Annotated in this window: 8 protein-coding genes; 2 read left to right on the top strand and 6 right to left on the bottom strand. The window is 69.8% G+C overall.

Going from position 1 to position 14,960, the window contains the following annotated elements:
- Positions 1 to 22: 22 nt before the first annotated feature.
- Complete coding sequence (gene murJ / locus P7B02_RS08015) at positions 23 to 1,579, bottom strand: murein biosynthesis integral membrane protein MurJ (protein WP_277786008.1); 1,557 nt, start codon at positions 1,577 to 1,579, stop codon at positions 23 to 25.
- A gap of 170 nt (positions 1,580 to 1,749) precedes the next feature.
- On the opposite strand from murJ, the gene P7B02_RS08010 reads away from it, so the two are divergent.
- On the top strand, positions 1,750 to 3,534 hold the full coding sequence (locus P7B02_RS08010; protein ID WP_277785798.1) for an SLC13 family permease: 1,785 nt from the start codon (positions 1,750 to 1,752) through the stop codon (positions 3,532 to 3,534).
- On the opposite strand, the gene P7B02_RS08005 is transcribed toward P7B02_RS08010, so the two are convergent.
- From P7B02_RS08005 to dnaK, 4 genes are all read right to left on the bottom strand, one after another.
- Positions 3,531 to 6,359, bottom strand: coding sequence for a [protein-PII] uridylyltransferase (locus tag P7B02_RS08005; RefSeq protein ID WP_277785797.1), 2,829 nt, complete (start codon positions 6,357 to 6,359; stop codon positions 3,531 to 3,533). The genes P7B02_RS08010 and P7B02_RS08005 overlap by 4 nt on opposite strands.
- A 29-nt stretch (positions 6,360 to 6,388) precedes the next feature.
- Positions 6,389 to 9,070: a DNA mismatch repair protein MutS gene (mutS, locus tag P7B02_RS08000; RefSeq protein ID WP_277785796.1), complete on the bottom strand. Its 2,682-nt coding sequence runs from the start codon at positions 9,068 to 9,070 to the stop codon at positions 6,389 to 6,391.
- Positions 9,071 to 9,123: 53 nt separating this feature from the next.
- Positions 9,124 to 10,278 (bottom strand): molecular chaperone DnaJ, encoded by a 1,155-nt coding sequence (gene dnaJ, locus P7B02_RS07995; RefSeq protein ID WP_277785795.1) that lies wholly within the window; start codon positions 10,276 to 10,278, stop codon positions 9,124 to 9,126.
- Positions 10,279 to 10,474: 196 nt separating this feature from the next.
- A complete protein-coding gene (gene dnaK / locus P7B02_RS07990; RefSeq protein ID WP_277785794.1) occupies positions 10,475 to 12,382 on the bottom strand; it encodes a molecular chaperone DnaK in 1,908 nt (635 codons plus the stop codon).
- Between the two features lie 238 nt (positions 12,383 to 12,620).
- On the opposite strand from dnaK, the gene P7B02_RS07985 reads away from it, so the two are divergent.
- Positions 12,621 to 13,229, top strand: coding sequence for an alpha-ketoglutarate-dependent dioxygenase AlkB (locus P7B02_RS07985; RefSeq protein WP_277785793.1), 609 nt, complete (start codon positions 12,621 to 12,623; stop codon positions 13,227 to 13,229).
- A 66-nt stretch (positions 13,230 to 13,295) separates the two neighbouring features.
- Here P7B02_RS07985 and dnaA read toward each other — a convergent pair whose 3' ends face one another.
- Positions 13,296 to 14,753, bottom strand: a complete 1,458-nt coding sequence (gene dnaA, locus P7B02_RS07980; RefSeq protein ID WP_277785792.1) for a chromosomal replication initiator protein DnaA — start codon at positions 14,751 to 14,753, stop codon at positions 13,296 to 13,298.
- Positions 14,754 to 14,960 lie beyond the last annotated feature (207 nt).

Raw genomic sequence — 14,960 nt, 5'->3', positions numbered from 1 at the left:
CGGGGCGGCGCCGCAAGCGTCGTCAGGCCTTGCGGCGACGCAGGGCGGCCTTGGCCTCCGCCGGCGTGACGCCGCCAAAGGCGAACAGCAGGACCGGATAGAGTCCGCCGCCCACCAGGCAGACCACCAGGATGGCGATCTCCTTGGTCCCGAAGCGCAGGCCTTGCAGCGGCGCCTCGATCAGCGGCCGAAAGTGCGAGGCGAGGCCGAGGATGACCCCCAGGGCGAGGCTGGCGGCCGCCACACGGATGATCTTGCCGATGGCGCGCTTGCTGGGACGGTAGTCGCCCCGCCGCGCCAGAGCGGTCAGCATCTGCACGATGGTCAGCCAGGCCGCGAAGCTGGTGGCTGCCGCAATGCCGGGGATGCCGATCAGCCGGAACAGGATCAGGCCCAGCGCGATGTTCACCGCCACCGAGATCAGGGCGAAGCGCATGGGCGCCTTGGTGTCCTGGCGGGCGAAGAACACCGGCGACAGCACCCGGTTCAGCACGAAGGCCGGAACGCCCCAGCCGTAGTGCAGCAGGGCGGACGCCGTGGCGCGGGCGTCCACGACCGTGAACTCCCCACGCGTGAACAGTCCGTCGATCAGGAAGAACGGAATGGCCGACAGGGCCGCCGCCGCCGGCAGGGTCAGAGCCAGGGCGAAGACGATGGCCTGGTCGGTGGCGGTCTGGGCCTCGTCCGTGTCGCCGGCCTGGATCGCCTGGGACAGGCGCGGCAGCAGGGCCACGCCCACGGCCACGCCTACCAGGCCGAGCGGCAGCTGATACAGGCGGTCCGCCGCCGCCAGCCAGGAGCGGCCGCCGGCCACGAAGCTGGCCAGGATGCCCGAGATGAAGATGTTGATCTGGGTGGCGCTGGCGGCGATGGCCCCGGGGATGGCCAGGGCGATCAGGCTTTTGACCTCGGGCGTCAGGCGGGGCCAGCGCAGGCGGATGTCGGCCCCAGCCTTGCGCGCGCCCCACCACAGCAGGCCCGCCTGCAGCACGCCGGCCGTCAGCACCGCCCAGGCGGAGGCCCAGGCGCCGGAGATCGGATCGCTCTGCGGCCAGACGGCGGCCAGCATCACGATGTTCAGGAGAACCGGGAAGGCGCCGGAGACGATGAAGCGGCCGCGGGCGTTCAGAACCCCCGACAGAAGCGCCCCGATGGCCATGCACGGCAGGTAGGGCATGCTGATCTGGGTCAGGCTGACCGCCAGCTTGAACTTCACCGGGTCTTCCGCGTAGCCGGGATTGATGGCGTACATCAGCCACGGCATGGCGAGCTGGGCGACGAGGGTCAGGATGATGGTCGCCGCTGCGAGGGAGGCCATGGCGTCTGAGGCGATGCGGTCGGCGGCTTCCTCGCCGTCACCCTTCAGGGTCCGGGCATAGGCCGGGACAAAGGCCGCCGCGAACGCGCCCTCGGCGAAGATCCGCCGGAACAGGTTCGGGAAGGACAGCATGGTGTTGTAGACATCGGCCGCCGGGGTGGCGCTGGCGCCCAGGCGCGCGGTGATCACCAGGTCGCGCAGGAAGCCCATGAACCGGCTGACCAGGGTCAGGCCCGAATAGATCATCGAGGAGCGGATCATCCCGCCGCCGCGCTTGGCGGGGCTCTGGGAGGGCGCGGGCGCGTCGGTCGGTGCGGGTTCGGTCACAGCCGGCTTCTGCGCTCGCCCTCGAAGGCGGTCAAGGGAGCCTTTGACCGCTGCTTGGCGTTGAGCTTGACCGCACCTTCGCGGCTCGGGCGCCAAGACACCGCATGACCTTCCCGCAGATCCTCGCCTTCTCCCTGGTCGGCGTCACCGTGCTGGCCTTCATCTGGGGCCGCTGGCGCTATGACCTGGTGGCTCTGGGCGCCCTGGCCATCGGGGTGGCGATCGGGGTGGTGCCTGCCGAAAAGGCCTTCGAGGGCTTCTCCAACGACATCGTCATCATCATCGGCAGCGCCCTGGTGGTCAGCGCCGCCATCGCCCGGTCGGGCATCATCGAGATGATCATGCGGCCCCTGCTGCCGCACCTGAAGACCGAGCGGACCCAGGTGCCGGTCCTGGCGGGGGCCACGGCCCTGCTGTCCATGATGACCAAGAACGTGGGGGCGCTGGCGATCCTGATGCCCTCGGCCCTGGCCACCGCCAAGCGCAGCGGATCGTCACCCGCGCGTCTGCTGATGCCCATGTCGTTCGGCTCTCTCGTAGGCGGCCTGGCGATCCTGGTCGGCACCTCGCCGAACATCATCGTCTCCGGCGTGCGGCAGGAGGCCACCGGCGAGCCCTTCGGCATGTACGACTTCACGCCGGTGGGTGCGTCCCTGACGGTGATCGCCATCATCTATCTGACCCTGGCCTACCGCATTCTGCCCAAGGATCGGCAAGGGGCGGTCAGCCTGGACGCCGCCCTGGCCGCCCATGCCTATGTCACCGAGGCGGAGGTTCCCGCTGACTGGGTTCACGGCAGCCTGCGGGTCAGCACTCTCAAGACCCTGGGCGAGGGCGACGTGACCCTGGTGGCCATGGTCCGCAACGGAAAACGGCGGGCGACGCCGCATCCCAACACCAAGATCCTGCCGGGCGACATCCTGCTGCTGGAGGGTGAGCCGCAGTCTCTGGACGACGTGATCGTCAAGGCGAAGCTGCGCCTGACCCGTTCCGACCACCCTGTGGCCATGGATGAGCCCACTGACGAGGTCCGGGTGGTGGAGGCCATCATCAGTGCGGATTCTCCGCTGATCGCCTCCACCGCGCGCAGCTTGGCCCTGCACGAGGAGTTTGGCGTCAACCTGCTGGGTGTCAGCCGGGGCGGATACCGCACCACCCAGAGGCTGGAGATCGTACGCCTGCGCGCCGGTGATGTGCTGGTGTTGCAGGGATCGGAAAAGAACCTGCCCGCCGCGCTGAAAGCTCTTGGCTGCCTGCCCCTGGCCGAGCGGGAGGTGCGGCTGGGCGGCATCCGCCACGTCTTCACCCCGGCGGCGATCCTGGCGGCGGCCATGGTTCTGGTGGCCTTCGGGATCGTGCCGGTTGCCATGGCCTTCTTCGGGGCGGCGGTGCTGATCATCGCCGTGGGCTCGTTGCGCATGCGCGAGGCCTATGCGGCGCTTGACGCTCCGGTGCTCATCCTGATCGCGGCCCTGATCCCGGTCAGCGACGCGATCCAGGCCACGGGCGGCGCCGACCTGATCGGCGGCTGGCTGTCGACCCTGTTCAACGACATGCCGCCGATGATCGCCCTCGCGGCCATGATGGCGGTGGCCATGGCGGCGACGCCGTTCCTCAACAACGCCGCCACCGTGCTGATCGCCGCGCCCATCGGCATGAGCCTGGCCCAGAGGTTGGGGTTGAGCCCCGACCCGTTCCTGATGGCCGTGGCGGTGGGGGCGGGCTGCGACTTCCTCACCCCCATCGGGCACCAGTGCAACACGCTGATCCTGGGGCCCGGCGGCTACAAATTCGGGGACTATGCGCGGCTGGGCGCGCCCCTGACCCTGCTGGTCGTGGCGGTGGGCACGCCGTTGATCGCGTTCTTCTGGCCGCTGACGCCGGTCTAGCGGGCGACGCTGGCCCGGGCGCGCTGCAGGCGGCCGGCCTTGGCGGCAGCCTCGCCCTCTTCCAGCACGGAGGTCAGGGCGCTCTTGAGGGCGTTGCGCTTGCGGCCGTCGGTTAGTTTCCCGCCCTCCGCCGTCTGGACATAGAAGGCGTCCACGGCCCGCTCGCCATAGCCGTCGATGTGGGCTGACTGGATGGACAGCTCCGCCGCCGACAGGGTGCGGGCCAGGGCCTCCAGAAGGCCGGCGCGGTCGCGGCCCGAAGCCTCGACCACCGTGGCGTCCTCCGACGCATCGTTGTCGATGGCCACGCTGGGGGCGATGGCGAAGGCGGCGGTGCGGCCGAGATCCAGGCTGCGGCGGGGCTCCAGCTGGTTCGGCTCGCCCCGGGCGGCGCCTTCGAGCGCCTCGACCAGGCGGGGCAGGGCGCGGGTGTTGTCGCAGCCATAGGGCGCGCCGGCGGCGTCCTGCACATGGAACACGTCAAGCGCCAGACCCTGGCGGGAGGTGAAGACCCGCGCGCCCACCACGTTGGCGCCCAGGCTGGCCAGGGCCAGGGCCAGGTCAGCGAACAGGCCGCGCCGGTCCTGGGCGGCGACCACGATCTCGGCGGCGTTGCGGTCGCTGCGGATGCGGGCCTCGGCCGCGGCGCCGCCATGCAGGGCGGCCCGGCGCGACAGGGCGGCGTGGGCCAGGTGCTCTTCATGGGCGAAGGCGCTGAAATAGGCGTCCTCCATGGCGGCGGCCCAGCCATTGGCCACGGGATCGGCCTCGACCAGGGCGGCCCGGGCGGCTTGGGCCGCTCCGGCATGGTGACGTCGGGCGGCCCCCGCGGGGTCAGACCCGCGACCGCCCCGGAAGGTCGCCTCGGTGGCGCCGTAGAGCTCGCGCAGGAGCTGACCCTTCCAGCCGTTCCAGACGCCCGGGCCCACGGCGCGGATGTCGGCCACGGTCAGGACCAGCAGCAGGCGCAGGCGCTCCGGGTTCTCGACGATGCGGGCGAAGGCGGCCACGGTCTGCGGATCGGCCACGTCACGCTTCTGGGCGTAGTCGCTCATCACCAGGTGATGCTCCACCAGCCAGGCGACCAGCTCGACCTTGCTGCGCTCCACCCCCAGGCGTTCGCAGGCGGAACGCGCGGCGCGGGCGCCGGCCTTCTCCTGACCGCCGACCCCGCCCTTGCCGGTGTCATGCAGCAGCATGGCCAGGAACAGGGACTCACGGTCGTCGATCAGGGGCATGATCGAGGCCGACAGGGGATGGTCGTCCGCCAGCTCGCCGACAGCCAGATCGCCGATCACCCCGATAGCCCGCAGGGTGTGCTCGTCCACCGTGTACGAATGGTACATGTTGAACTGCATCTGGCCGACCACGCGGCCGAACTCCGGCACGAAGCGGCCGAGGACCCCGGAATCGTTCATCAGGGTCAGGGTCGTATAGGCCCGCTTGCCCCGGGCCAGGACGCTGAGGAAGGCCTGGGCCGCCGCCGGGTCGCGCCGCACCTTCGAGGTGATCAGGGGCAGGCAGCGGGTGACGGCGGTGAAGGCGTCCGGATGCAGGTCGAGGTCGCGGTCGTCGGCGATCTTGAACAGTCGGATCATGTTGACCGGGTCGCGCTCGAACACCTCCCGCCCATCCACGTTCAGGCGGCCGCCTTCCTCGTGGAACCCCGGCACGTCCAGGGCCTTGCGCTTGGGCTTGCCCGCCGGAAGGAACCGCGACAGGCCCTTGGGCTCGCGCTTGAACTGATCCGCCTCCAGCTTGGCCGAGAAGGCGCGGGTCAGGGCGCCGACTTCCTTGGCGATCAGGAAGTAGCGGCGCATGAACCGCTCCACCGCCGGGGTGTCGCCGCCCGGCCCGCCCCGGTCGCCATAACCCATGCGGCGGGCGACCTCGGGCTGCAGGTCGAAAGTCAGGCGCTCTTCCGGCCGGCCGGTGGCGAAATGCAGGTGGGCGCGCACCGCGTGCAGGAAGTCGAAGGCGCGGACGAAGGCGCGCACCTCTCGCCGGTCGAAGAGGTCCAGGCGGAAGACGTCGTCGGGGTTCTCGACCGGATAGATGTACTCGGCGATCCACATCAGGGTGTGCAGGTCGCGCAGGCCGCCCTTGCCCTCCTTGATGTTGGGCTCGACCATGTAGCGGGACAGGCCGGCCTTGTGCTGGCGGTCGTCGCGCTCCTTGAGCTTGGCGGCCACGAAGGCGGCGCTGGTGCCCTTCACCACCTCCTCGCGGAAGCGGTGCTTCAGATCGTCGGCGAGGGCCGCGTCCCCCGTCAGGCGGCGAGCCTCCAGGATCGAGGTGCGGATCGTGTAGTCCTCGCGCGACAGGCGCAGGCATTCCTCGATGGTCCGCGAGGCGTGGCCGACCTTGAAGCCCAGATCCCACAGGGCGTAGAGCATGAACTCGATCACGCTCTCGGCGTGGGGCGTCTGCTTGTAGGGGCGCAGGAACAGCAGATCGAGGTCGGAGAAGGGGGCCAGCGCCCCCCGGCCGTAGCCGCCCACCGCCATCAGGGCCAGGCGCTCGCCCTCGGTGGGGTTGCGGGCGCGGAAGATGTGGACGGTGGTGAAGTCATAGAGGGCGGTGACCACCTCGTCGGTGACGCCGCACAACAGGCGGGCGGTCTCGATGCCGCCGGCGCCGTTCTCCAGCCGCTCCTTGACGATCATCCGGCCGCGAAACAGCGCGCCCTTGAGGATTTCGATGGCCCGGCGGCGCTGCTCGGCCTGATCGCCCTCGGCCTCCAGGGCGGCGGCGGACAGGCGCGTGCGCAGGGCGGCGCCGTCGACGACGTGTTCCAGGCGGGTGGGGCGAAGACGCGGCGGCATGACAGGGCCTATATGGCGACCGTCGCCAGTTAAATTAAGGTTCGCAGGCGGTACAGCGCGTCGAGCGCCTCACGCGGGCTCATTCCATCGACATCCAGCTCGGCCAGCGCCTTTTCCATGGGCGACGGGCCGGTGCGGACCGGCTCGGGCGCCGTGGCCGCGAACAGCGGCAGGTCGTCGAGCCGGGCCGGGGCGTGGGCCTCGGACTCCAGCCGCTCCAGCACCTCGCGGGCGCGGGCCACGACCGGGGTGGGCACGCCCGCCAGCCGCGCCACATGCACGCCGTAGGAGCGGTCGGCCGGGCCGGACGCCACCTCATGCAGGAAGACCAGCTCGCCGTTCCACTCCTTGGCGCGCAGGGACAGGTTGGAGACGTGGGCCAGCCGCCCCTCCAGGGTCGCCAGCTCGTGATAGTGCGTGGCGAACAGGCCCCGGCAGCGGTTCACGTCGTGCAGCGCCTCGGCGCAGGCCCAGGCGATGGCCAGGCCGTCATAGGTGGCGGTGCCCCGGCCGATCTCGTCCAGGATGACGAAGGATCGGGGGGTGGCCTGGGTCAGGATGGCGGCGGTCTCCACCATCTCGGCCATGAAGGTCGAGCGGCCCCGGGCCAGGTCGTCGCCTGCGCCCACGCGGCTGAATAGACGGTCCACCACGCCCAGCTTCAGGCTGCGGGCCGGAACATAGGATCCGGCCTGGGCCAGGATCGCGAGCAGGGCGTTCTGGCGCAGGAAGGTCGACTTGCCGGCCATGTTCGGGCCGGTGACGATGGACAGCCGTGCGCCGGCGTCTCCTGCCGCATCAAGGCGGCAGTCATTGGGGGTGTAGGCCTCGCCCGCGCGCTTCACGGCGGCCTCGACCACGGGGTGGCGGGCGGCGACGGCGTCGAAGCATAGGGAGCGGTCGACGACCGGGCGGCAGGCCTGGGCGTCCTCCGCCCATTCGGCCAGGCCGGCGGCCACGTCCAGACGCGCCAGGGCGTCGGCGGCCGCGGCGATCGGGCCGGCCAGCATCCGGGCCTCTTCGCGCCAGGCTTCGAAGGCGTCGACCTCGATAGCCAGAGCGCGTTCGCCGGCGGCGGCGATGCGGGCGTCCAGATCGGCCAGCTCCACGGTGGTGAAGCGGACCTGGTTGGCCATGGTCTGGCGGTGAATGAAGGTGGCGTTCAGCGGCGGCTGGAACAGGGCGTCCGCCTTGCCGGCGGCGGCTTCCACGAAGTAGCCGAGCACGCCGTTGTGCTTGATCTTCAGGGGCACGCCGCTGTCGGCGGCCAGTTTCTGCTCCAGCCCGGCGATCACCCGGCGGCTGTCGTCGCGCAGGGCGCGGGCCTGGTCGAGTTCGGGACGGACATTGGCGGCCACGAAGCCGCCGTCGCGGGCCTGGGCCGGCAGGTCGGCGGCCAGGCCGATCTCCAGGGTCTGCAGGAAATTGGACAGACCCGCGTCCAGGGACGGGGTCAGGGACAGCAGGGCCGTCTCGATCTCGGCCGGGGCGCCGGCGATGGGGGCGGGCTCGCGGGCGGTGTGGGCGACGATGCGCTCGCCGGTCTTCAGGGCGTCCCGCAGGCAGCCGAGGTCGCGGGGGCCGCCCCGGCCCAGGGCCAGACGCGACAGGGCGCGGGCGATGTCCCCGGCGCCCTTCAGCTCTTCGCGCAGACGCTCGCGCAGGGTGCGGCGCTCCAGCAGCCAGGACACGGCGTCCAGGCGGGCCTCGATGGCTATGGGATCGAGCAGGGGGCGCGACAGGCGGGCGGCCAGAAGGCGCGCGCCGCCGGCGGTGACGGTGCGGTCGATGGCGGCCAGCAGGGAGCCGTCGCGCGATCCGGACTGGGTGCGGTCGATCTCCAGGCTGGAGCGGGTGGCCGGGTCAATGGCCATGACGTCGCTCTCGGCCGCGCGGCGCGGCGCGGACAGGGCGGGCAGGCGGCCGGCCTGGGTGACTTCCAGATGGGCGGCGATCAGGCCCAGGGCCGCGATCTCCGCGCCCGAAAGCCCGCCGAACCCGTCCAGGGTGTCAACGCCGTACAGCCGCTTGACCCGGGCCTCGGAGGCGGAGGGCTCCACCAGGGCTGACGGCATGGGCTGAACGAGGCCCGGCGCGTCCTTCAGGGCGGCGGACAGGGCCTCGTCCGCGAACAGGCGGTCGGGAACCAGGACTTCCGAGGGCGACAGAGCCGCCAGAGCGGAGGCGATGGCGCTGGTCGCGACGCTCCAGCACTCCACCTCGCCGGTGGACAGTTCGACCGCGGCGACGGCCGCTTGACCCGCACGGACAGCGACGGCGGCGAGGCGATTGGCGCCCCGGGCGTCCAGAAGGCCATCCTCGGTCAGGGTGCCGGGGGTGACGACGCGGACGAGGTCGCGGCGGACGACGGATTTTGAGCCCCGCTTCTTTGCCTCGGCGGGATCTTCCATCTGCTCGCAGAGGGCGACCTTGAAGCCCGCGCGGACCAGCTTGGCCAGATAGGCCTCGGCCGCATGGACAGGCACCCCGGCCATGGGGATCGGCTGGCCGGCGTGATTACCCCGGAAGGTCTGGGCGATGCCGAGCGCGGCCGCGCCGCGGATCGCGTCGTCGAAGAACAGCTCGTAGAAATCGCCCATGCGGAAGAAGACCAGCGCATCAGGCTGACGGGCCTTCATCTCGAAGAACTGAGCCATGACCGGCGTGGCGCCGGCGGCGTCGGGCAGGGCGGAGGAAGTCGGGGCGTTCATCGCCCGTGAGGCTACAGAGCGTCGCCCCGTTCGTTAAGAGGCGAGCGGCGTTTTCAGGCGCCTGTCACGCCGTCCCAGAACGACTTGGCCTTGCCCATGAAGGTGGCGGCCTTGGGATGCTGCTTCTCGCCGCAGCTTCCGGCCAGCTCGCGCATCAGCTCCTTCTGACGGGCGGTCAGGTGGGTCGGGGTCTCGATGAAGAGCTCCACCACCAGATCGCCGCGCTCGCGGGAGCGTAGGGACGGCATGCCCTTGCCCTTCAGGCGGACGGTCTTGCCGGTCTGGGCCCCTTCCGGGACCTTGACCGTGATCTTGCATTCGCCGTCGCAGGCCTCGCCGCCCATCAGGCAGGGGGCCTCGATCTCGCCCCCCAGCGCGGCGGTGCACATGGGCACCGGCACGGTGCAGTGCAGGTCCAGGCCGTCGCGCTCGAACAGGTCGTGCGGCGAGACGGAGAGGAAGATGTAGAGGTCGCCGCGCGGGGCGCCTTGCGAGCCCGCGTCGCCTTCGCCGGCCAGGCGGATGCGGGCCCCGTCGTCGACGCCGGCGGGGATGCGCACCTGCAGGGTGCGCTCGCGGCGGACGTGGCCCGCCCCGTGGCACGACTTGCAGGGGTCGAGGATCAGCTTGCCGGCGCCGCCGCAGCGGGGGCAGGTGCGTTCGATGGCGAAAAAGCCCTGTTGGGCGCGGACCCGGCCGACGCCGCCGCAGGAGCCGCAGACGGTGGGGGTGGTGCCGGCCTTGGCGCCGGACCCGTCGCAGGTCTCGCAGGTCATGGCCGAGGGAACGACGATCTCCACCTCGGCGCCGGCATAGGCCTGCTCCAGGGAGATCTCGAGGTCGTAGCGCAGGTCCTGGCCGCGCTGCGGGCCGGCGGGGCCGCGGCGGTTGCGGCCGAACATCTCGCCAAAGGCGTCTCCGAACACTTCGGAGAAGATGTCGTTCATGTCGGCGAAGCCGGCTCCGCCGCCGCCAGGGCCGCCCTGGCCGTTGACGCCGGCATGGCCGAAGCGGTCATAGGCGGCGCGCTTCTGCGGGTCCGACAGGACCGAATAGGCTTCGTTGATCTCCTTGAAGCGCGTCTCGGCGTCGCCGCAGCCCCCGTTGCGGTCGGGGTGATGCTCCATGGCGAGCTTGCGGAAAGCCGATTTCAGGGCGCCGTCATCGACGCCCCGGGCCACGCCCAAAATCTCGTAATAGTCGCGCATCGTCTGCGTCAGGCTTTCAAGGGATCAGGTTGTATTGGAGGTGGTGCGGCTCCCGCCCGCCCGCAAGGTTTCGAAACCCGGGTGTGGGCGGGAGCGCATTTTCCGCGAAGGCGGCGGCGACGGTCCCCGGACAAGGCAATGCCCTGTTCCGGGGGCTTGGCGCCATGGGGCGTGATGTCACGCCGCCAGGTCAGGTTCAGGCCGACTTCTTGTCGTCGTCGCTGACTTCCTCGAACTCGGCGTCGACGACGCCGTCGTCGGCCGGAGCCGAGGCTTCTTCCGAACCGGCTTCGCCGCCGGCCTGGGCCTTGTACATGGCCTCGCCCAGCTTCATGGAAGCCTGGATCAGGGCCTGGGTCTTGGTGTTGATCGCCTCGGCGTCTTCACCTTCCAGAGCGGTCTTGGCTTCGGCGAGGGCGGCTTCGATCGCCGACTTCTCGTCAGCCGTGACCTTGTCGCCGTGCTCGGCCAGGGCCTTCTCGGTGGAGTGAACCACCGCGTCGCCCTGGTTGCGGGCCTCGATCACGGCCTTGCGCTTCTCGTCGTCGGCCTTGTTGGCCTCGGCTTCGCGCACCATCCGCTCGATGTCGGCGTCCGACAGGCCGCCGTTGGCCTGGATGCGGATCGACTGCTCCTTGGCGGTGGCCTTGTCCTTGGCGCCCACGTTCACGATGCCGTTGGCGTCGATGTCGAAGGTCACCTCGATCTGCGGCACGCCGCGCGGAGCCGGCGGAATGCCGACCAGATCGAACTGGCCGAGGAGCTTGTTGTCCGCGGCCATGGGGCGTTCGCCCTGGAAGACGCGGATGGTCACGGCGTTCTGGTTGTCGTCGGCCGTGGAGAAGGTCTGCGAGCGCTTGGTCGGGATGGTGGTGTTGCGCTCGATCAGCGGGGTGAACACGCCGCCCAGGGTTTCGATGCCCAGGGTCAGGGGGGTCACGTCCAGCAGCAGCACGTCCTTGACGTCGCCTTGCAGCACGCCGGCCTGGACCGCGGCGCCCAGCGCCACGACTTCGTCAGGGTTCACGCCCTTGTGCGGCTCACGGCCGAAGAAGTCCTGCACCGCCTGCTGGACCTTGGGCATGCGGCTCATGCCGCCGACCAGGATCACTTCGTCGATGTCGCTCTTCTTGAGTCCGGCGTCCTTCAGGGCCTGTTCGCACGGGGCGATCGTCCGGGCGATCAGGTCATCGACCAGGGCTTCCAGCTTGGCGCGCGACAGCTTGACGTTCAGGTGCAGCGGACCCGAGGCGTTCATGCTGATGAAGGGCAGGTTCACCTCGTACTGGGCGACGCTGGACAGCTCCTTCTTGGCCTTCTCGGCCTCTTCGCGCAGGCGCTGAAGGGCGAGCTTGTCCTGGCGCAGGTCGACGCCCTGCTCCTTCTTGAACTCGTCAGCCAGGTAGTCGACGACGCGCAGGTCGAAGTCCTCACCGCCGAGGAAGGTGTCGCCGTTGGTGGACTTCACCTCGAACACGCCGTCGCCGATCTCCAGGATCGAGACGTCGAAGGTGCCGCCGCCGAGGTCGTAGACGGCGATCTTCTTGCCGTCGTTCTTCTCCAGGCCATAGGCCAGGGCCGCCGCGGTGGGCTCGTTGATGATGCGCAGGACTTCAAGGCCGGCGATCTTGCCGGCGTCCTTGGTCGCCTGACGCTGGGCGTCGTTGAAATAGGCCGGGACGGTGATGACCGCCTTCTCGACCTTCTCGCCCAGGTGGGCCTCGGCGGCCTCCTTCATCTTCTGCAGGATGAAGGCGCTGACTTCCTGCGGCGAGTAGTCCTTGCCATGGGCCTTCACCCAGGCGTCGCCGGTCGGGCCCTTGACGATCTCGTAGGGCACCATGTCCTTGTCTTTCGCCACGACGGGGTCGGCGAAGTTGCGGCCGATCAGGCGCTTGATCGCGAACAGGGTGTTGGACGGGTTGGTGACGGCCTGGCGCTTGGCGGGCTGGCCGACCAGGCGCTCGCCGTCGTCGAGGATGCCGACGACCGAAGGCGTGGTGCGCGCGCCCTCGGCGTTCTCAATCACCTTCGGCGCCTTGCCGTCCATGATGGCCACGCACGAATTGGTGGTGCCGAGGTCGATGCCGATAATCTTGCTCATGGCGAGGTTCTTTTCTCCTGACAGGCGGACGGTGGCGGCAAGGGCCTCAAAACTGAGCGCCCCAGTTTTTCTCGACCGTCCCCGTAGTATCAGTCTCCGGTGGGTGGGCCTGGCGGCCCGACTACGTTAGCGACGGCCATATGTCCATGGACGACGCTTCGAGGCCCGATATGGGAAAGGCGCGCGCCGCCGCAAGGGCAAAGTCCCTTTTGGCCGCAGGGACTTAAGGGAAAGCGGCATGCAAGACCCATCCGGCTTCGCCTTCCATCCCGCCCGCCTGGATCGGGCGCAGCAGGAAGCCCTTGTATCCCAAGTATTTGCGGCTCTTGAGGCCGCGCCCCTATACCGACCGGTCACGCCTGGAGGAAAATCCATGAGCGTGCAGATGAGCAATATGGGGCCGCTCGGCTGGGTCACGGATCAGGCCGGCGGCTATCGGTACCAGGCTGCGCACCCGGTCACCGGGGCGCCCTGGCCGGCCATTCCGGCGGTTCTGCTCGATCTTTGGGCTGAACTGGCGGACGCCGAGACGCCGCCGGACGCCTGTCTGGTCAATCTGTACCGCGACGGGGCCCGTATGAGCCTGCATCAGGACCAGGACGAGGCGGACATGCGCTTTCCGGTGCTGTCGGTGTCTCTGGGCGATACGGCCGTCTTCCGGTTGGGCGGGGCGAAGCGCGGGGATCCCACCCGATCACTGAAACTAAACTCCGGCGACGTCTGCCTTTTGGCTGGCGAGGCGCGCCTGTTCTTCCACGGGGTGGATCGGGTTCTGGAGGGCTCATCGACCCTGATACCGGGCGGCGGGCGCATCAATCTGACCTTGCGACGCGCCCGGCCGGCCTAAGAAGGCTGAAAAGAAAAGGGCGGACCTTTCGGCCCGCCCCCTCAATGTCGAAAAATTTCGATCCGGTCAGCCGCGCAGTTTGCGGGTGATGGTCTCAAGATCGCGGGCCAGGGCCGGATCCTCGGCGCGCAGGGCCTCGATGCGGCGGACGGCATGCAGGACCGTGGTGTGGTCGCGCCCGCCGAAGCGGCGGCCGATGTCCGGCAGGGAGCGGGTGGTCAGCTGCTTGGCCAGCCACATGGCCGCTTGACGCGGACGGGCCACGGAGCGGTTGCGGCGCTCGGAGATCAGGTCCGCCTGCTTCAGGCCGAAGTGTTCCGAGGTGGCCTTCTGGATGTCGTCGATGGTGATCCGCTTCTCGCCGCCGCGCAGATGCGGACGCAGGATCGCCTGGGCTTCATCCAGGGACAGGCGGGCCACGCCGTCGCCCAGACGGGCGACCAGGGTGTTCAGGGCGCCTTCCAGCTCCCGCACGCTGTCGGTGAAGCGATCGGCGAGGAAGGTCAGGACTTCCGGCTTGGCCTTGGCGGCCACGCCCTGCTGGCGCGACAGGCTGTCGAGCTTGCGCTCCAGGATGCCGAGGCGAAGGCTGCGGTCGGCCGGCTCGATGCCGCAGACCAGACCTGCCGACAGGTGGCTGCGCAGGCGGGCGTCGATCTCGGTCAGGGCGCTCGGCGGACGGTCGGCGCTGAACACCACGCGGCGGCCGTCTTCCATAAGGGCGGTCAGGGTGTGGAACAGCTCTTCCTGGGTCGACTGCTTGCCGCCCACGAAATGAACGTCGTCGATCAGCAGCAGGTCGGCCGCGCGCAGCTCTTCCTTGAAGGCGGTGGTGGTGCGGTCCATCACGGCGCGGACGAAGGACGACAGGAAGCGTTCGGCGGTCAGATAGACCACACGCTTCTCCGGCGCCGTACGCATGGCCTCCCAGGCCAGGGCGTTCAGCAGGTGGGTTTTGCCGAAGCCGTAGGGACCGTGAAAAACAACGGGGTTGAAGTGGCCGTCCGACCAGGAGGCGACGCGGCGCGCCACGGCATGGGCGAACTCGTTGGCCGGGCCCGGGACGAAGGTGTCGAAGGTGAAGCGTTCCTGCAGGCCGGCCTGCTTGGAGCGGGCGCTCGGCAGGGGCGCCACGGCCGGAGCGTCGGTGGAGACCGGCAGGGCGATCTCGATGACGGTCTCGCCGCCTTGAACCGGCGCGGGCGCGCCGGCGTCGAACTCAGAGCGCGACTTCAGATCCAGCGGACGGCTTTGCGGGTCGCTCAGCGCCCACAGCTCGCCGATGCGGCGCCAGGCATTGCGGCGCACCCAATCACGGGCCACGCCGGTCGGCGTCACCAGGACCAGTTCGCCCGCCGCGGTCTCGCGCAGGGCGGCGTGGGCCAGATAGGAATTGAAGCTGCCGTCGCCGAGTTCGCGCTGAAGCGCCTGGGAGGTTTTCGCCCACAGAACGGCGACCGACGCCGTCGTGGGGGAAACCGCCGCAGCCGTCGCCGCAGAACCCGAGAAAACCTTGTTGGTCATATGCCCCACCGCAAAATCCAGGCCCTTCACAATGACGGTCCGCCGCGCCCCCACGTAGCGGTCCGTTCACACCCAATAGGCCGCAGAGCTCCGACCGCCGAACGCATGCACGTTCGCCGCCGCCGTCTCGCATTCCGCTTGGGATGGAAGGTCGTCTTGGCGCTCAGAGTAGTCAGCGGCCCCTTCCGGTCAAACGGAAAACTTGCC

This window comes from Caulobacter segnis (assembly GCF_029543125.1).
Classification (GTDB): Bacteria; Pseudomonadota; Alphaproteobacteria; order Caulobacterales; family Caulobacteraceae; genus Caulobacter; species Caulobacter segnis_D.
This window is presented reverse-complemented; position numbering and strand designations above follow the sequence as displayed.